The following is a 17,801-nucleotide window of genomic DNA, read 5'->3' as shown; positions in this document are numbered from 1 at the left end:
GGAACAAAGTTGCGATGTGAAATGTTGCATTGCGGAAACCCGCACAACAGTTTGTTTATTCTCAGGTGCTAGGCGCACCGCAAATTCAAGACCGGACCCGTTCGATGAGCCAGCAGCTTCGTTTTTCCGCCACTGTTTCAGTGCTGACCATGGCGCTTTTCGCGCTGACGATGAGTGTGGGCGGCGCTGGCGCGGGTGACGCCGCGCCAGCCGCGAGCCATCTGCCGGCGTTCGCCGCAACTAGCATCGGCGAGTAAGCCGGCCCGCCCCTGTTCGGGCGAGCCGGCTTACCTCAGTTCATTCAATTGATAACCACAGTCACCGCGCGGCGGTTCTGCGCCCATGCGCTCTCGTTCGAGCCGAGTGCAACGGGGCGTTCCTTGCCGTAGCTGACGGTGCGGATGCGGCTTGCATCGACGCCCAGGCTGACGAGGTAATTCTTCGCCGAATTGGCCCGACGCTCACCCAGCGCGAGGTTGTAGTCCCGCGTGCCGCGTTCATCGGCGTGGCCTTCGACCGTGACCGAAATGCCCGTGTTGCGCTGCAGATACTGCGCCTGCGTCTGCAGAGCGACGGCATCTTCGCTGTCGATGTTGTAGCGATCCGTGTCGAAGAAGATCACGTTCAGGCCGTTTACGCCATTCACGAAATGCTCCTGCGTGCCCAGCACGGGGCCGGTCGGCTGCTGGTACTCGGGAACAGCCGCTGTCGTTTCCACCGGCTCAGGGGGCAAAACGTCGGGCGCCTTCGGTTTGCACGCACCGAGACCGACGGTGCCGATCATGAGTGATGCGATGACAAGTTTCGTATTCATAAGCCTCTCCTGAAGAGGAAGTTGAAACAGATGCGACCCTGCCAGCTCAGTTAATCAATGCATTCAAGGCAAAATCGGTCCCCAGGCGGGGTCGGACGCGTCGACCGGGGTCGGCAGCTTCCTTTCGTTGCGGCCGGTGAGATCCACCTGCCAGAGCGACGTTTTGCCCGAACCACGCTCGGTCCGGAAGAACTGGATGATCCGCCCATTGGGCGCCCATGTCGGGGCCTCGTCCTGCCAGCCGCTGGTGAGCGTGCGCACGTTCCCGCCCGATGGGGACATTACCGACACGTTGAAATTGCTCGCGTTGGTGAATGCGATCTGGTCACCGCGCGGGCTCCATTCCGGCGTCGCGCAGCGCGACCCGCCAAAGCTCAGGCGGCGCTGGTTCGACCCGTCGGCATTCATCACATAGCACTGCTGACTGCCCGAACGATCGCTCTCGAACACGATCCTGGTCCCGTCCGGTGAATAAGATCCGCCAATGTCGATCCCCGGGGTGTTCGTCAGCCGGACGCTTGGCCCGCCCTGCGACGAGACCCGGAAGATATCCGTATTGCCCGCTTCGGCCATGGAATAGAGGATCCACCGCCCGTCAGGCGACCAACGCGGGGCAAAGGTCGGATTGCGGTTCTCGGTAATCAGCGTCTGCCGCCCGGTGCCGATGTCGTAGACATAGATGCGCGGATTGCCGTCGACATAGCTGAGATAGAGCAGTTTGCTGTAATCCGGCGAATAGCGCGGCGTCAGCGCGGTCGAGCGGCCGGTCGTGATGAACCGGTGGTTCGCCCCGTCGCTGTCCATGATCGCCAACCGCTTGGTCCGGTTATCCTTCGGCCCGGTTTCCGCAATATAGGCAATCCGGCTATCGAAGAACGGGCTTTCGCCGGTCAGACGCGAATAGACGAGGTCGGCGCATTTGTGTGCCGCCCGGCGCCAGTCGCGCGGCTGCACGACCCAACCTGCCCGCGCCAGTTCATCGCGCAACGCCACGTCATAAAGATAGCACCCGACCGTCAACCGCCCGTCGGAACGCGCCTGGACATAGCCATGGACCAGCATTTCCGTGCTGCGGTTCGACCACGTCGGCCAGCTGGGTGCAGTGATCTGCGCAAAGCTCGGCTTGGGCAAAGCATCCGGACCGGCCGGCTTGAACAGCCCGTTGTTCTTCAAATCGTTGAACACGACTCGCGAAATATCGAGCCCGAGCGCCGCGGTACCGCTGGCGTTGGCCGGGGTCGAAACGTCGCGGTCGGCGGCAAAGCTGGCAATCGCAATGCCGAGGTCTTCCCAATCGCTTTCGTCGGTCACACTGCCCGACAAGCCGGTCTCCTGTTCGACTGTCTCGACCGCCGCGTCTTGCGGCACGGGGGCGCCGAGGTCTTGCGCGATCAGCGGCGCCGGGGCGGCGAGAACAAGAGCGAAAAACCAAAATCGCATAGAATCAGAGCCTTCTGTCAAACCGCCATTCGCGGATGTAGGACCACTTATCATAGAATTCGTCCGGCAGGTTGAACGGCGCGGCGAGTTGCACCGCACGTATGGCGCGCTCCGCATGAACCTCTGCCTGCGCCCGGTTTGCGTCATTGATCCCGCTTTGGCTGACCACCACCGGGCTTCCGGAAAGGCTGCCGTCCCGGTTGAGCCGCCAGCGCAGCACTGTGACCAGTCGTTCAGCGTCGGCCCCCTGCGGCGCGCGCCAATGCGGTTTCAGCTGCCGGTTGATCGCTTGCGAGAGCGCCGCTTGCTCGCGCGCACCGAAAGTGCTGGCGGGCGCGCGGGTTTCGCTTGTCGTCGTGCTCGATCCGGCACCACCGAGGAAATCATCGCCCACCCTGCTCGCGCGCTGCCGGTCGGGCTGGCGCTGTTGTTGCTGCGGCTGGGGCCGCTGGCGCGTTTCCTCGGGCCTGCGCCGCCGTTCCTGTGATCTTGGTGCGGTTGCCGCAGGGCGCGTCTCGCGCTCCGGCGGCTTTGTAGCCGGCTCTGCCGGAAGCGGCGGTGCAGCAGGGGTCACGAGATCACCCAGTTCAGGCGCAACCGCGAGGCGGCTTTCCGGAACCGGCTCTGGCGAAGCGGCCTCCAGACCAACTTCCTCCGCCAGGCTTACGGTTACGCGCTCCGGAATGATCACCGGCTCGGCAGGAAAAAGCAGGCGGATAACCAGCGCCGCGAGCAGCGCCAGATGCAGCAACAGCGCCAGCATCAGGCCGGTGATTTCCTCGGAACGAAGGCGCGCGGTTTGCATCGGGCCGGACGCTATTGCTCGCCGTCTGAACCGGCGATTGATGCCGGCGGGGCCGCTGTGGAATTGGTCACCAGCGCGATCTGGTTGAAGCCGGAGCGGTTGAGTTCGCCCATCACCGCCATGACCACCCCGTAATCGAGCAGCCGGTCGGCGCGCAGCGTGATCTGCGGCAGCTTGCCAGACGGATCGGGGCTGACGTTGGCGAGCCGCTCGGGCAATTCACCCGGCGCGAGGCGATCTTCGTTGAAATAGATCGTCCGGTCGCTGGCAATGCTCAGCGTGATCGGCTCCGCATCTTCCGGCAGCGCATTGGCGCGGCTGTCCGGCAGCTCCACCGGCACGCCCGTGTTGAGCAGCGGGGCGGTGACCATGAAGATGATCAGCAGCACCAGCATCACATCGACGAACGGCGTAACGTTGATCTCCGCCATCGGCGCGCGGCGCGAACCGCGTTGGCGTTTGCCCGGACGGGTCAGGCCCATCGCCATGCTACATCCGCTCCAGCTGGCGGCTGAGGCTGGAATGGAACTTGTCGGCGAAACGCTGCATCTTCGCGTCGTAGCTGTTGAGCGACTGGCTGAAACGGTTGTAGCCGATCACTGCAGGGATTGCGGCAAACAGGCCGATCGCGGTGGCAAACAGCGCTTCGGAAATACCTGGCGCGACGACCGCGAGCGAGGAATTCTGCTGTACGCCGATCTGGAAGAAGCTGTTCATGATGCCCCACACGGTGCCGAACAGGCCGACAAATGGCGCGACCGAGCCGACCGTCGCCAGGAAAGTGAGGCGCGAAGCGAGATTGTCCGACTCCTCGGCCACCTGGCTTTCCATTGCCAGCGCGAGCCGCTGACGCACCCCGTCGCGGTCAGCCACAGTGCCTTTGGTCGAGCGACGCCATTCAGCCATGCCCGCTCCAGCAACCCGCGCGAGCGGGATGTCGCGCTTCGACTGGCGCTTCATCATGTCGTCGAATTCGTCGGCCTGCCAGAATTCAGTTTCGAACGCCTGACCGCGGCTGCGCACGTTTTTCATCCTGAGCACAAAGCCGATCATGATCATCCAGCTCCATATGCTGGCGAGCAGCAACCCGACCATCACGGCCTGAACCACAATATCGGCATCGAGGAAAAGCTGGACCGGATCGACGCGGGTCGGAGCGGTGGTAACGGCAAGCATTTGAAGTAAAGCCATTTACTTGTCTTCTTCCAAAAGGACTGTCTGATAAGCGGCGCGCCATTCTTCCGGTTGGCGGCAGGGCCGACCATCCGGAGCGACGAAGCCGACGCGCAAACTCGCCTCGGTGATGAGTTCCTCGTCTGCGCCGAAATTTCTGAACGCGCGCTGATGCATCCGCAGGCTGGCGGCGCGCATTTGCGTACAGGTTGTGACGATGACGATATCGTCGTCGAGTTTCGCCGGGCGGACGTATTTGATCTGGAGATCGGCCACCGCATAGGCGCCCTCCCCCGCTTCGATCGCTGCGCGCTGGTCGATCTCAAGCACGCGCAGCATGTCGGACCGGGCGCGCTCGAACCAGCGCAGGTAATTGGCGTGGTAGACGATGCCTGAGAGATCGGTGTCCTCGTAATAGGCGCGCACGGCATAAAGATGCCGCTTGCCGTCGATGATACCACCGGGTGGGTTGGGACGCGTCGTCATGGTTGACGCGCCCTTAGCGCAGCGGGGACTCGCGCTGCAAATGAAACCGACGGACTGGTGATTTTGCGCGATGGAGATTGACCGCGCCGAGGAGCACCCTTGCGAGATTCGGCGCTTGCCGTGGAGATTTCTGCGACGTAAGCCGCCATTCTGCAAACGACCCAGTTGCGGACATTCATCGCGGGCCAGCCTGACACTTTGCCAATTCTCAAAGCCTAGATAAGATAGCCGTTAGCTTTTGGGGGAATGGCGTGGCCGATGTTTTTATATCTTACAGCCGGACAGACAAGAACATAGCCGAGCAGTTGGCTGTCGCGCTTGAGGCTGCAGGTATCTCCTCCTGGCTCGACCAGCATCTCCAAGGCGGATCGACCTTCACCGACGTGACCGAGCAAGAACTGGTCGATGCTGCCAGCGTGGTAGTGCTGTGGACTGACACCTCGGTCAAATCCAACTGGGTAAAGGATGAGGCGCAGGTCGGGCGTGAGCAAGGCAAGCTGGTGCCGCTCTTGATCGATGGCACGCTGCCGCCGCTGGGCTTTCGGCAAATACAAGCAATTGATTTTACGAACTGGCCCAAGGATACCGTGCCATTCGGGGCTCTCACAGGAGCGCTTCAGGCTATAATGGGCGATGCCAATTCTAGTCTGATCGTGTCGGATGAATCCGCACCACCGGCCTTGCCAAGCCGAAAGTCACTTATCATGGCCGGGATGGCAGCGATTACCCTCGCCGTTGCGGCTGCGGGCGGCCTCGGTTATTGGGTCTGGGGAGGTGGATTGTCGGGCAGTGGCAACGAAGCCTCTGCCGAACAGGCAGATGCCAAATCCATCGCCATCCTCCCCTTCCGCGACCTCTCTGCCGAGTCACAGAGCTGGTTCTCGGACGGTCTAGCGCAGGAAATCAGCGCCGCGCTCAGCCGCACCCCTGATCTCAAAGTTGCGCCCATCGCCGAAAGCTTCCGCTTTCGCGAACGCCAGCAATCGATGAGCGACATTGGCGGCGAACTCGGCGTTGCCCGTGTCCTCGATGGTTCTGTGCGCCGCAGCGAAGACCGCATCGTCGTCGATATCGAACTGATTGATGCGCAATCCGGCGACCGCCTCTTTACCCAACGCTATGACCGGCCGCTCGCCGATACCATCACTGTCCAAGAAGAGATCGCCACCCGCGTCGCCCGCGCGCTAAACACCGCGCTCGATCCCGCAGCGCTCGCCGAGCTTATCGACAGCGGCACCAACTCGGTCGAAGCCTATGAAGCATTTCTTCGCGCTCAGGGTTTCACGTTCAGCGGGGAGGATGGCAACGGACAAGCATCGCTTGAACAATATCGCCGTGCTCAGGAACTCGATCCCAGCTGGTCGCGGGCGCACATCGCCGCTGCAAGTAATATCGTCGATGGTCTTTCGCTTGCCAGCTTCTCCTACATTAACGATGCCGATCGCGCCGCACTCAGCGCCGAATTCGATCGCAATATCGAGGCTGCCGAGCGCACCGCCAGAAGTGCCAGCGAGCGTGACACGGCTCTGTATTTGCGCCACTACTTCAGTGGCGATCTCAATGCCGCCCTGCGCGTGATCACCCGTAATACCGAGCGCGCGCCAGAGGATGCCGACTCGTGGCGCACCAAGGGCAATCTCGAAGACCTGCTTGGTCGCAATGATGCGGCAGCGGCAAGCGCTGCCCGCGCCAGTGCGTTAGAGCCCGACCGACCCCATTTGAATATCAATAATCTGTATGACGCGCGCGCCTATGACGAGGCGGAGGCCCTTTATGACGCTACGCCAGCCGATCATCGCGGCTCCATGTTGTTCCTCTACCAATCGCACCGCGTATTATTGTCCGTCGGACGCGTCGAAGAAGCTGCCCGTCTTGCGCGCGAGATACGCAGTTATGAGCCGAGCAGGGATTCCCGAATGATAGTCGACATTCGACAGGCGTGCGCGCAGGGCGATCGGGCGGGCGCCAATGCGCTTATGGATATTGAAGCCGAATATGCCAACACGCAGTGGCAGGCGCTGATGTATCTGGGCCGGACCGAGGAAGCCGTTGAAGTAATGCGCCCCTATGATTTCGCCGAGGCGCCGTTCCCCTTGCTCGAACTTTTGTCCTACCCCTTCTTCGATCCGCGCCCTTACCCCAATTTGATGGCCGTGATGGCACGCCAGAACATTCCCGTGCCCGATCGCTTGTTCTTCAATCCCCCCGCCTGCCCGCCGGCAAAAGAGGAAAGCGTCTAATGGCCGACACCTTCCTCTCTTACGCAAGCGCCATTTGAGCAGACTGTGGCCGTATAGAATTGTGTCCGCTTCCCACCCAATAGCAGTCGAAAGATTTCTGCTGCACGTACCTCCCAAAGCTGCCAGTTAAAACGCGGCCAGCCATGCGCCCCCTTGTCAATCGGCAAGAACAGAAATCGTGCCTTCAATCTTGGTCTAACGAGATAAGGCCAATTTTCTCCATAACCTTGAGAGGGACAGCGCATACAATCAAACCCGCAAACAGCGACCAGATTATGCCTTTTATCGAGAAATACTCGAGCCTAAAAAACAACAGATAGGATGTCGCGGCCAAGCCTGCCAACAGGCAGATTGCTGACAGAATTACCGACCTCATTCCTTTATTCATCAAAAGCCCCCGTCGCTTTTATCGTGCAAATGCAACTGACTGACACAGTTTTTGCATTACTGTGAGTGGGCCAGCCCGCACGAAGTGTCAAACAACGAGCCATGTTGGACGACGCGACTGGCTCGCCAGCGGCTCTCCGTCCGCGAACGCCTACCGCCGCATCAGCATCGGGCCGAGCGGGTGGCCGCCGAACAGGTGGACATGCAGATGCGGCACTTCCTGGTGGCCGTGCTGCCCGACATTCGCGAGCAGGCGGTAGCCCGGTTCAACCAGCCCCTTTTCGCGCGCGACATGGCCCACCGCGCGGACAAACCCGGCGATTTCCTCCGCCGATGCCTTGGCAGAAAAATCGTCCCAGCTGACATAGCGCCCCTTCGGGATCACCAGCGTGTGGATTTCGGCCTGCGGGTTGATGTCTTCGAAAGCGAACGCCCATTCGTCTTCGTAGACTTTGCTGGACGGGATTTCGCCGCGCAGGATTTTCGCGAAGATGTTCTCGTCATCATAGGGCTGTGTGGCGTCGATCGGCATTATTCGGTCCTCGCGGCTTTTTCATCCAGTCCGGACACGCCTTCGCGCCGGTCGAGTTCGGCCAGCACTTCGGACAGGGCAATATCCTTGCCCGACAGCAGCACCATCAGATGGAACAGCACATCGGCCGCTTCGCCGACCATTTCCTCACGGTCGCCCGATAGTGCGGCTACAGCGGCCTCGACCGCTTCCTCGCCCAGCTTGCGCGCCATCACCGGCACGCCGCGATGGTGCAGCTGCGCGACATAGGAGCTGCCGGGATCGGCGGCTTTGCGGGAAGCGATAGTGCCTTCAAGGCGGGTCAGCGTGTCCATAGCGCATCCATGGAAGGCTGGTGCCAGAGGGTCAATCCCGCTCGGCGTCAGTCGTCGTGATTGCGCCGCGATTTGGAGAACTGGCGGCCGACAATCAGGCCCAGCAGGCCGAGGCCGAACAATGCCATATTGCTCGGCTCGGGCACTTGTGCCCCTGCCTGCGCAAAGGCCGGCTCGGCTGCAAACAGCGTGAGCGCAAGAATGGTGGCGGTCCTCATGCCGCAGACCATGCCCGGTCAATAATTCCACACAAGCGCAACGAATGGTCTGTCCCGCATCGGTACCGGTGACAGGAGTTTACTTAAACCCGCTTGTCAAATGCCGCGGGCGGGCAATCCGGCAGCGCGCAGGGCCGCGTGGGCCTCTGCAATGGTGTGCGTCCCGAAGTGGAAGATCGAGGCCGCCAGAACCGCGCTCGCATGGCCACGCGTTACGCCTTCGACCAGATGTTCGAGCGTGCCGACCCCGCCGCTGGCGATGACCGGGACGGAAACCGAATCGGCAATCGCACGCGTCAGTTCGACATCGTAGCCGTCCTTGGTCCCGTCCGAATCCATCGAGGTGACGAGCAATTCGCCCGCGCCAAGTTCGGCCAGCCGCACCGCATGTTCGACCGCGTCGATCCCCGTGGCCTTTCGCCCGCCGTGGGTGAACACCTCCCATCCGCGCATCTCGCCCGTGCCGACCCGCGCATCGACGCTGGCGACGACGCACTGGCTGCCAAATTTCTCCGCAATCTCACTGACCAGTTCGGGGCGGGAAACCGCCGCGCTGTTGACCGCGACCTTGTCTGCGCCCGCCAGCAGCAGCGCGCGCGCATCCTCCACACTGCGCACCCCGCCGCCGACAGTCAGCGGCATAAAGCACACTTCAGCCGTACGCCGGACCATGTCGAGCAGCGTCCCGCGCCCTTCATGGCTGGCGGATATATCCAAGAAGCACAATTCGTCCGCCCCCGCGCGGTCATAGGCCTGCGCCTGCTCGACCGGATCGCCTGCGTCGACCAGATCGACGAAATTGACCCCCTTGACCACGCGCCCGTCGGCGACGTCGAGACAGGGGATGACGCGGATGCGGACGGTCATTTCGCTTCGCTCCGTTTTCTTACGGTTGCGGAAAGCACATCCGTGCTTTCCTTGCGGCACCGGCCCGCTCCCCCACCCGGCCACCCAAACAGTATAGTGCCGTGGGTGGCCGGGTGGGGGAGCGGGCCGGTGCCGCGCGAGGCTGAAATGAAATTGAAGCCGGTCAACGCACTAACTCCGACCCGCCATTGCAATCGCTGCCGCCAGGTCGAGCCGCCCGTCATACAGCGCACGCCCGGTAATCACCCCTTCGATACCCTCGCTCGCATGCATCGACAGGACATGGATATCGTCGAGCCCCTTCACCCCGCCGCTGGCGATCACCGGGATATCGACCTGCCGCGCCAGTTCCACCGTGGCATCGACATTCACACCCTTGAGCAACCCGTCACGCCCGATGTCGGTGAACAGCAGCGCGGCAACCCCTGCGTCTTCGAAGCGGCGGGCGAGATCGATCACCGGCACATCGGACACATCCGCCCAGCCCTCGGTCGCGACCATGCCGTCCTTCGCATCGACCGCGACGACGATTCCGCCGGGAAATTCGCACGCCATATCCTTCACGAATTCCGGGTCTTTCAGTGCCGCAGACCCCATCACGATCCGCGCCACGCCCGCGTCGAACCAGCCCTCGACATCCGCGCGCTTGCGGATACCGCCGCCCAGCTGGACGTGGCCGGGGAACGCCGCAACGATGCTTTCCACCGCCTCGCGGTTCTGCGCCGATCCAGCGAAACTTCCGTCGAGATCGACCACGTGCAGGTACCCTGCTCCGGCTTGCGCAAACAGCATCGCCTGCGCCGCCGGGTCGTCGCCATAGACAGTCGCGCGGTCCATATCGCCTTCCGCAAGGCGTACGACCTGGCCCTGCTTCAAGTCGATTGCGGGGAAGACGATCATGGTTTCCACTCCAGGAAGCGTTCAAGCAAATTCAGCCCATAGGCCTGGCTCTTTTCCGGATGGAACTGAACCCCGATGAAATTGTCGCGCCCGACCGCCGCGACCAGCCCGCCGCCGTGGTCGGTCATGGCCAGCACGTCCTCATGGTGGCGCACCTTGAAGTGGAAGGAATGGAGGAAATAGGCCTCTCCGCCCTCGATCACCGCGTGCCCGCGCGCGTGCGGCAGGGAGGCGACATCGTTCCAGCCCATATGCGGCACCTTTATGCTCGGATCGGAAGGTTCGATCAGCCTCACTGTGCCGTCGATCCAGCCCAGACCTGTGGTTGTGCCATGTTCCAGCCCCTGCGCGGCGAGCAATTGCATCCCAACGCAGATGCCGAGGAATGGCGCACCGCCGACAAACACCCGCTCGCGCATCGCTTCGATCACGCCGTCAACCGCGCGCAAACCCTCGGCACACGCCTTGAAGCTGCCCACCCCGGGCAGGACAATCCGGTCCGCCGCGCGGATCACCTCGGGATCGTCGGTGACTGTCACCTTCGCGCCGACCTTGCGCAGCGCGTTCTCGACCGAGTGAAGATTGCCCGCGCCGTAATCGACGAGTGCGGTGACCTCAGGCATTTGTTTTTCCGGCTATAGGAGAAGCGTCGATTTGCAGCCACTGTGGGACCGCCGGGCTCGGCACCGCACCCGACAAAAACGCTTCAGCCACCGAGCTGACCTTTGGTGCTCGGGATCGCTCCGCCCTTGCGCGTGTCCAGCTCCACCGCCTGCCGCATCGCACGGGCGAAGCCCTTGTAGATTGCCTCACAGATATGGTGGTTGTTGCTGCCGTAGAGCAGCTCGACATGCAGCGTCAGCCCGCAGGTTTGCGCGACCGAATGGAACCAGTGCTCGATCAGCTCAGTATCCCATTCACCCAGCTTTTCCTGGCTGAATCCTGCACGCCACACGAGATAGGGGCGTCCCGAAACATCGAGCGAAACCCGCGCCAGCGTCTCGTCCATCGGCGAATAGGCGAGGCCGTAACGCCCGATGCCGCCCTTGTCGCCGAGCGCCTGAGCCAGCGCCTGGCCCAGCGCCAGCGCGCTGTCCTCGGTCGTGTGGTGCTGATCGACATGAAGGTCCCCATCGATTTTCATCGTCACGTCGATCAGCGAATGTTTGGCGAACTGTTCAACCATGTGATCGAGAAACCCGATCCCGGTCGAAATGTCATAGCTTCCGGTACCGTCGAGATTGACCTCGATGGCGATCTTGGTTTCCGCGGTGTCGCGATTGATGCTGGCTGTGCGCATGATGGGCAGCGCTATACGCAAGGGCGTGGAAGGCGCAAGTTTTCCCGCTTGACCACAGGCGCTTGCCTCGCCACCTAGGCCGCATGAGTGACGACGCGCCCGACAGCCTGATCCCCTACGACGAGATCGTGCAAGAAGCCCTGCGCGCGGTGGTTGGCCGCGTGCTTGGGGAAATCCAGGCCAATGGCAGCGAATTGCCCGGCGCGCATCATTTCTACATCACTTTCAAGACCGGCGCGCCCGGGGTGGATATTCCCAAATCCCTTAGCGAACGATTCCCGGACGAGATGACCATCGTCCTGCAGAACAAGTTCTGGGATCTGGACGTGCGCGAGGAAGGCTTCACGGTCGGCCTCAGCTTCAATCAGATCCCGGCAAAACTGATCGTGCCGTTTTCCGCGATCACGGCGTTCGTCGATCCGGCGGTCGACTTCGGGCTGCAGTTCCAGGCCAGCGTGGCGGACATGGCACCCGAAGAACATGACGACGCGCAGAACGACGGTTCTGCCGGCTCGGGGGAACAGAGCGCCCATCCGGCCGTTACCGATAGCGAAGACGGCAGCAATGTCGTGACGGTGGATTTCGGCCGCAAGAAGTAACCCACGCCGCCGCATCGGTCCGTCCGATTGGAAGGGAAGCATGGCTCGCAAACGCAAGACACAGTCAGCCGCTGGCACTGAGGTGGATGCGACCGAAGAGGTTGCTGGCCCCAGCCCCAACCCGTTGACCAATTTGCTGCTGGCCGACATCGCAATGCGCGCCGGCTCCTACATCCTGCGAGACGTGGTCGAACGCGGCTTCCTGAAAGGCCGCTACGGCCGCGACACGGCCAAGGACATTGTCAGCAATCGCTCGCTTAAACAGACCGCTACGTCGTTCGCGGTCGCCAAGGTCGCAACGCGATCGGTACCGGGCGCAGTGCTGGTCGGCACCGGTCTGGTGACGAAGCTGCTCTTCGACCGCAGTCAGAAACGCCGCAAGGCGAAGCGGATCGGGGATCGCAAGCTGCTGAAACAGGCTGCGGACGAATAGATTTTCGCCGCGCTTGCGGGTTGATTCCCGCAGCGCCTTGGGTGCAAAGGCGGTTATGGCCGATCAAAGCACCGAAAACGACGCCCTGCACCGCCGCGGTTTGATGTTCATTCTCTCCTCGCCATCGGGCGCGGGGAAGACGACCATCTCGCACAAGCTGCTGGGCGCGGATGATGAAATCCAGCTGTCGGTTTCCGTCACCACCCGGCCCAAGCGCCCGGGCGAGGTCGACGGTGTCGACTATCACTTCGTGAGCAACGAGAAATTCGACGCCATGGTCGAAGAAGACGACTTCTACGAATGGGCGGAAGTCTTCGGCAACAAATATGGCACGCCCAAGGGTTACATCCGCAAAAAACTGAAGCAAGGGCAGGATTTCCTGTTCGATATCGACTGGCAGGGAACCCAGCAGCTGAAGCAGAAAGACGATCAGGATGTCGTCACTGTATTCATCCTGCCCCCGACACTGGAGGAATTGCGCCGCCGGCTGGAAAGCCGCGCGCAGGACAGCGACGATGTGATCGACCGCCGGATGGACCGCGCCCGGGCCGAAATCAGCCATTGGGCGGAATATGACTATGTCGTGGTCAATGACGATGTCGACCAGTGCTTCGTCAAGGTCCGCGAAATCCTCCACGCCGAACGGATGAAACGCACCAGGCAGACCGGGCTGATCCCGTTCGTGCGGGAATTGATGGGGTAGGTTCAGGTCCGGCCTGCTACCTTCCCCACTCGACAGGAAATCTCAACCATCGCCATCTACGCCATGGAAACGGGCCGGCCACATTGGGCGCCGGACCTGATAGCCAAGAAGGAAATCGAGTGAGTCCGCATATGACTTCCAGCGAAACAGCCGACCCGCTTGACCCGAAGCGACTGGCTAGGGAACTGCAGGCATTCCGCACCCCGCATCCGGTCCGGAGCAGCTGGGAACTGGGCATCACCCTCGCCCCCTTTGTCGCCCTGCTGGCAGCGATCCTGTTCGCTGTCGATGCAGGATACTGGCTGGCCCTGTGCCTGACGCCACTTGCCGGGCTGTTGCTTCTGCGGCTGTTCATCATCCAGCACGATTGCGGTCACGGGGCGTTTATGACGCGGCGCACCGGCAACGACTGGATCGGCCGTGCGCTGGGTGTACTGACCTTTACCCCGTATGATTGCTGGCAGCGGTCGCATGCGCAGCATCACGCCTCTACCGGCAATCTGGATGCGCGGGGCATGGGCGATGTCGACACGCTGACCGTGCGCGAATTTCTGGCCGGCAGCCGCTGGCAGCGTTTGGGCTATCGGACTTACCGGCACCCGCTGGTGCTGCTCGGCCTCGGACCGGCCTATCTCTTTCTGCTGCGCCACCGCCTCCCCATCGGGCTGATGAAGGCTGGGCGCAAATATTGGGTCAGCGCAATGGCGACCAATGCCGCAATCGCGCTGATGCTGGCCGGCCTGATCTGGGCATTTGGAATTGCCGCCGTCGCATCGGTGGTCCTGCCGGTGCTGCTGACCGCCGCCTCGATGGGCGTGTGGCTGTTCTATATCCAGCACCAGTTCGAAGCGGCGCAGTGGGACAAGGGCGATAACTGGTCTTTCCACCACGCGGCGCTGGAAGGCAGCACATATCTCGAACTGCCCGCCGTGCTGCGCTGGTTCACCGGCAATATCGGCATCCACCACGTGCACCACCTGGCCAGCCGCATACCGTTCTATCGGCTCGGCAAGGTGCTCGACGCTTATCCCGACCTCAAAACCAAGAACCGCTACACATGGCATCAGACTTTCAAGCCGATGCTGTTGGCGCTGTGGGACGAAGACCAGCGCAAGATGGTGACCTTCGGCGAAGCAAAGCGGCGGGCGAAGCTGGCCTGAGGCCGTAGATGCGAGAATTGCTGGCTTAGGTCACATTCGAGCTGCATGCGCGCCATGCCATGCGCGCCAACTTGGCATTGTCTGCACAGGCCTCTACGCTGAACTTGGTCACGGTGTTTGCGGGAGGGGAAGTGCCGCGTGAAGCTAGCCCAATTTGCCATTGCCGCCTGCATTTTCGCGCTGCATTGGCCGGCAGCGGCGCAGCCCTACCAAGAAAGGCAGGCCGCTGCGCTGGAAGCTTTTGAGGAAGCGCAGGCTGCCGACGACTTTACCCGCAAGACTGCCGCCTATTCAGCCTATATTGGCGCACTGGCGGAACAAAAGGACGAGCAAGGGCTCGACGATCCCCGCATGCTGCGAGCGATTTTCCGCTTGGCTGATATCTACCGGCAGGCGGGAAGCCGCTACAACTCCGAATATCTCCACGCGCGATTGCTCGCCGCTCAGGAAATTGCGCTCGGGCGGGACCATCCCGATACGCAGCGCACACTGCGCAGCATGCTGACACAGACCGGATGGCAGGAAGTGAGCCCGGAGGGAGCGTTTCTGTTTGCGCAACTTGCCTGGCCGGACATGCAGAAGGTTTTCTGGGATACCACGTCCGACCAGAAATTCGTCAGCGAGATTGCCGCGCTCTTTCCGGGACCGAGCAGCAATTCCATGCAGACTGCCGACGCACTCAATGCGCTCGCGGTGGTTTTGCACGATGCGCCGGCGATAGAGCAAGCCGAGCGCGCCAACCGCATGTTGCTCGATTACTTCGCCAGCGATGGCACTCTGCCGGGCGTCGCACCCTATGAGGTGCACTATCGGCTGGGTCAGCTTTATTCGCGGGTCAATCGGTTCGACGAAGCCGGAGGCTATCTGGCGACTGCGCGCGATGAGATGGAACAGGCGCTAGCAGCAAACGCTCCGCAGGTTTTGGAGCTCGACTACTCAGAAGCCGAGCTTTTGCGCAAGCGGGGCAGCCTTTCCCGCGCAGAACAGCGCCATCTGAAGTTGCTGAAACAGCTCGAAGCAATTGTCCCGCCAACTGATCCACGTGTGGCCAGAACTTACGGCGGGCTGGCGCGCACCTATCTTGCGCAAGGCCGTGCCGAGGAGGCATTGGCACTGTTTCAAACCGTCCTCGAGATGCAAGAAACGGTGGAGGGCAAAGCGTCACCGGACGAACTAGAGAACATACTCGGTCTGGCCGAAGCGCACAGGGCGCTGGGCAATCACAAGACCGCTGCGCCGCTTTTTCAGCGTGCGGCAACCAGGCTGCGTGAAAGCCTCGGATTGCAAAATCAGCAAACTCTGCAGGCGATGGTTGGTCAGGCCGACAATCTGCGGGGGATCGGCGAGTTCGACAGGGCTGAAGAACTACTCGATCAAGCCCGCAGCATTGCCGACGAAATGTTTCTCGATCAGTTCTCTTGGCCGGGCACCGATCCGATCACGGCAGGGCTTGCCAACCTCTACTATGAGACAGGCCGCGACCGGGAAGCCGAGCGCCTGTTCCGCCGCCTGCTTGATACACAGCGCTCGCAACTGGGCCGCGAACACCCCTTCACCATCGAAACCGCCAGAAAACTTGCCCGCATTCGACTGCGAGACGAGACAACCGGTCGTGATCCGATTTCCCCGGCGCGTATGACCGTTGCCGCACTGCGCACCAGGCAGCGCTCTGCAAGCACCCTTCGCATCGCGCAGTCACAGCGAGAGGCTGAAGACCTGTCGCGGGCATCGCAGTTCTCTATGCTCGCCGATGCCGCATGGAAGACACAATCGGCACCGCGCGCAAGCTTGTATGAAGAAGTTTTCGCCGCGCTGCAGGACTCGATAGCCGGTCCCGCAAACCGGGCGATCGCGCAGATGGCTGTGCGCCGCTACGCCAATGAGGCAGGGTCCGGACTGCCTGCTCTGGTCCAACGACGAGAGGACGCAGGCCTAAGGTTTGACGCAAATCTGGAACAGAGCAATTCCCTGATTGGCAGCACTTACGAAGAGGACCGTCGGGAACGCGCCAGGCTGGAAAATGAACGCGAAGCGCTGGTTGCCGAGCTCGATCGCATAGACGCGCAACTGAGAGCAGAGTTTGCCAACTATTTCGCGATGATCCAGCCCGAAGCTGTGCCGATTGGTGCGGCGAAGCAATTGTTGAAACCCGATCAGGCTATCCTCCTCGTCGTACCATCTGAATTTGGCACGCACACGATCGCTATAAGCTCCACGGAGGTTGCGTGGCATCGCTCTGCCCTGTCGCAGGATGATATCCAAGTGCGGGTCAATCGCCTGCGCTGGGATCTCGGCGCGACGGTATCCGATCCGCGCGCATTCGATTGGGCAAAAGACCTGAAACCGGGCGAAGGCGTACCTTACAGTCGTAGCATCGCCTTCGAGCTGTTTAGCGAGCTTGTCGCCCCGGTCGATACGCTGATAGCCGACAAGGCGGAAATCTACGTGGCTGCGGGCGGCGCGCTGGCCGGACTCCCCTTCTCTGTGCTGATAACGGAAGCGCCGGCTGGTACCGATGCAGACCCGGCGGCGCTGCGCAATTCGGCATGGCTCGCCGACCGACAAGCGCTGGTCAATATCCCTTCCATACAATCTCTCCAGCTCCTCAAGTCGGACGATCGCACCGTTCCGGCGGATGAAAGCGGGAACGGCTTTGGCGCGGACAGTTTCATCGGCTTCGGCGACCCTGTGCTCGCCGGGGCGGCAAAGACGCGCGGCGCAAGACAGATCGAGCTGCCCCCAACGTCGCGCTTGTTCGACCAGACAGACACACGGTCGGGCACGCAGCTGGCAAATGTTGATGCGTTACGCTCGCTGGCCAGCCTGCCGGGCACGCGCGTCGAGCTCGAGAACATGCGCGCACTCATGGGCGTGCGGGAAGACAGGATATTCCTCGGTGAACGTGCGACGGAATCTGCAGTTCGCAACGAAGACTTGTCGTCCGCGCGCATCCTTGCCTTTGCAACCCACGGCATCACCGGCTTCGAATTGGCTGATCTTGCCGAGCCCGGCCTTGTTCTGACCCCGCCCGCTTCCGCGTCGGAAGCCGATGACGGCTATCTCTCCGCCTCCGAGGTTGCGACGCTGCGCATCTCGGCTGAATGGGTCATCCTTTCGGCCTGCAACACCGCAACGGGTGAAACACACGGTCTTTCGGGCCTTTCGCGAGCCTTCTTTTACGCCGGAGCACAAAACCTGCTCGCGTCCCACTGGCCGGTAGACGATACCGTCGCATCGCGCATAACGGTCCGCACGCTGGAGCTGCAACGCGACAACCCAGATTTGCGACGCGCGCAGGCGTTCCATCAGGCAATGCGCGAAATCAGGATGGACGCCGCACAAGACACCATTGGTGCCAGCTGGGCACATCCACAATTCTGGGCACCATTCGTCCTGATCGGCGGGGCTAACGAGCGCTGACCAAGCCCAG

The 17,801-nt window shown here is 61.8% G+C and carries 20 protein-coding genes; 7 read left to right on the top strand and 13 right to left on the bottom strand.

What is annotated here, in order from left to right; all coding sequences use genetic code 11:
• Positions 1 to 104 precede the first annotated feature (104 nt).
• Positions 105 to 257: a hypothetical protein gene (locus tag E0502_RS15110; RefSeq protein ID WP_161593749.1), complete on the top strand. Its 153-nt coding sequence runs from the start codon at positions 105 to 107 to the stop codon at positions 255 to 257.
• Between the two features lie 44 nt (positions 258 to 301).
• On the opposite strand, the gene pal is transcribed toward E0502_RS15110, so the two are convergent.
• The 6 genes from pal to E0502_RS09455 all read right to left on the bottom strand — a co-directional run bounded on the left by pal (position 302) and on the right by E0502_RS09455 (position 4,718).
• Positions 302 to 814: a peptidoglycan-associated lipoprotein Pal gene (gene pal / locus E0502_RS09480; RefSeq protein WP_137677776.1), complete on the bottom strand. Its 513-nt coding sequence runs from the start codon at positions 812 to 814 to the stop codon at positions 302 to 304.
• 63 nt (positions 815 to 877) lie between these two features.
• The gene (gene tolB, locus E0502_RS09475) at positions 878 to 2,254 is read right to left on the bottom strand and encodes a Tol-Pal system beta propeller repeat protein TolB (RefSeq protein ID WP_137677775.1); all 1,377 of its coding nucleotides are present in this window, start codon (positions 2,252 to 2,254) and stop codon (positions 878 to 880) included.
• A gap of 4 nt (positions 2,255 to 2,258) precedes the next feature.
• Positions 2,259 to 3,059, bottom strand: a complete 801-nt coding sequence (locus tag E0502_RS09470) for a TonB C-terminal domain-containing protein (RefSeq protein ID WP_137677774.1) — start codon at positions 3,057 to 3,059, stop codon at positions 2,259 to 2,261.
• Positions 3,060 to 3,070: 11 nt separating this feature from the next.
• Positions 3,071 to 3,547, bottom strand: coding sequence for an ExbD/TolR family protein (locus E0502_RS09465; protein ID WP_192895949.1), 477 nt, complete (start codon positions 3,545 to 3,547; stop codon positions 3,071 to 3,073).
• Between the two features lies 1 nt (position 3,548).
• Positions 3,549 to 4,250, bottom strand: a complete 702-nt coding sequence (tolQ, locus tag E0502_RS09460) for a protein TolQ (protein WP_137677773.1) — start codon at positions 4,248 to 4,250, stop codon at positions 3,549 to 3,551.
• Positions 4,251 to 4,718, bottom strand: coding sequence for a YbgC/FadM family acyl-CoA thioesterase (locus E0502_RS09455; protein ID WP_137677772.1), 468 nt, complete (start codon positions 4,716 to 4,718; stop codon positions 4,251 to 4,253).
• 251 nt (positions 4,719 to 4,969) lie between these two features.
• Between E0502_RS09455 and E0502_RS09450 the strand changes: the two genes are divergently transcribed.
• Complete coding sequence (locus tag E0502_RS09450; protein WP_161593748.1) at positions 4,970 to 6,958, top strand: TIR domain-containing protein; 1,989 nt, start codon at positions 4,970 to 4,972, stop codon at positions 6,956 to 6,958.
• Positions 6,959 to 7,496: 538 nt separating this feature from the next.
• Here E0502_RS09450 and E0502_RS09445 read toward each other — a convergent pair.
• The 7 genes from E0502_RS09445 to hisB all read right to left on the bottom strand — a co-directional run bounded on the left by E0502_RS09445 (position 7,497) and on the right by hisB (position 11,476).
• A complete protein-coding gene (locus E0502_RS09445; protein ID WP_137677770.1) occupies positions 7,497 to 7,877 on the bottom strand; it encodes a histidine triad nucleotide-binding protein in 381 nt (126 codons plus the stop codon).
• A complete protein-coding gene (locus E0502_RS09440) occupies positions 7,877 to 8,191 on the bottom strand; it encodes a phosphoribosyl-ATP diphosphatase (protein ID WP_137677769.1) in 315 nt (104 codons plus the stop codon). Before E0502_RS09440 ends, E0502_RS09445 begins: the two co-directional genes overlap by 1 nt.
• A gap of 47 nt (positions 8,192 to 8,238) precedes the next feature.
• Positions 8,239 to 8,409: a PEP-CTERM sorting domain-containing protein gene (locus tag E0502_RS09435; RefSeq protein ID WP_137677768.1), complete on the bottom strand. Its 171-nt coding sequence runs from the start codon at positions 8,407 to 8,409 to the stop codon at positions 8,239 to 8,241.
• A gap of 96 nt (positions 8,410 to 8,505) precedes the next feature.
• Positions 8,506 to 9,276 carry an imidazole glycerol phosphate synthase subunit HisF gene (gene hisF, locus E0502_RS09430; protein ID WP_137677767.1) on the bottom strand — a complete coding sequence of 257 codons (771 nt, stop codon included), beginning with the start codon at positions 9,274 to 9,276 and terminating at the stop codon, positions 8,506 to 8,508.
• Between the two features lie 171 nt (positions 9,277 to 9,447).
• Complete coding sequence (hisA, locus tag E0502_RS09425; RefSeq protein WP_137677766.1) at positions 9,448 to 10,176, bottom strand: 1-(5-phosphoribosyl)-5-[(5-phosphoribosylamino)methylideneamino]imidazole-4-carboxamide isomerase; 729 nt, start codon at positions 10,174 to 10,176, stop codon at positions 9,448 to 9,450.
• The gene (hisH, locus tag E0502_RS09420; protein WP_137677765.1) at positions 10,173 to 10,799 is read right to left on the bottom strand and encodes an imidazole glycerol phosphate synthase subunit HisH; all 627 of its coding nucleotides are present in this window, start codon (positions 10,797 to 10,799) and stop codon (positions 10,173 to 10,175) included. Before hisH ends, hisA begins: the two co-directional genes overlap by 4 nt.
• A gap of 83 nt (positions 10,800 to 10,882) precedes the next feature.
• On the bottom strand, positions 10,883 to 11,476 hold the full coding sequence (gene hisB / locus E0502_RS09415; RefSeq protein WP_137677764.1) for an imidazoleglycerol-phosphate dehydratase HisB: 594 nt from the start codon (positions 11,474 to 11,476) through the stop codon (positions 10,883 to 10,885).
• 83 nt (positions 11,477 to 11,559) lie between these two features.
• On the opposite strand from hisB, the gene E0502_RS09410 reads away from it, so the two are divergent.
• From E0502_RS09410 to E0502_RS09390, 5 genes are all read left to right on the top strand, one after another.
• Positions 11,560 to 12,075: an SspB family protein gene (locus E0502_RS09410; protein ID WP_137677763.1), complete on the top strand. Its 516-nt coding sequence runs from the start codon at positions 11,560 to 11,562 to the stop codon at positions 12,073 to 12,075.
• A 40-nt stretch (positions 12,076 to 12,115) separates the two neighbouring features.
• On the top strand, positions 12,116 to 12,508 hold the full coding sequence (locus tag E0502_RS09405; RefSeq protein ID WP_137677762.1) for a hypothetical protein: 393 nt from the start codon (positions 12,116 to 12,118) through the stop codon (positions 12,506 to 12,508).
• 55 nt (positions 12,509 to 12,563) lie between these two features.
• Complete coding sequence (gene gmk, locus E0502_RS09400; RefSeq protein ID WP_137677761.1) at positions 12,564 to 13,211, top strand: guanylate kinase; 648 nt, start codon at positions 12,564 to 12,566, stop codon at positions 13,209 to 13,211.
• Positions 13,212 to 13,330: 119 nt separating this feature from the next.
• Complete coding sequence (locus tag E0502_RS09395; RefSeq protein ID WP_240048999.1) at positions 13,331 to 14,371, top strand: fatty acid desaturase; 1,041 nt, start codon at positions 13,331 to 13,333, stop codon at positions 14,369 to 14,371.
• A 138-nt stretch (positions 14,372 to 14,509) separates the two neighbouring features.
• Positions 14,510 to 17,791, top strand: a complete 3,282-nt coding sequence (locus E0502_RS09390) for a CHAT domain-containing tetratricopeptide repeat protein (RefSeq protein ID WP_137677760.1) — start codon at positions 14,510 to 14,512, stop codon at positions 17,789 to 17,791.
• Positions 17,792 to 17,801: the final 10 nt, after the last annotated feature.

The sequence above is a fragment of the Parerythrobacter lutipelagi genome (assembly GCF_005434975.1).
Taxonomy (GTDB): Bacteria; Pseudomonadota; Alphaproteobacteria; order Sphingomonadales; family Sphingomonadaceae; genus Parerythrobacter_A; species Parerythrobacter_A lutipelagi.
Note: the sequence above shows the minus strand (reverse complement) of the source record. Positions and strands in the feature narration are given on the sequence as shown.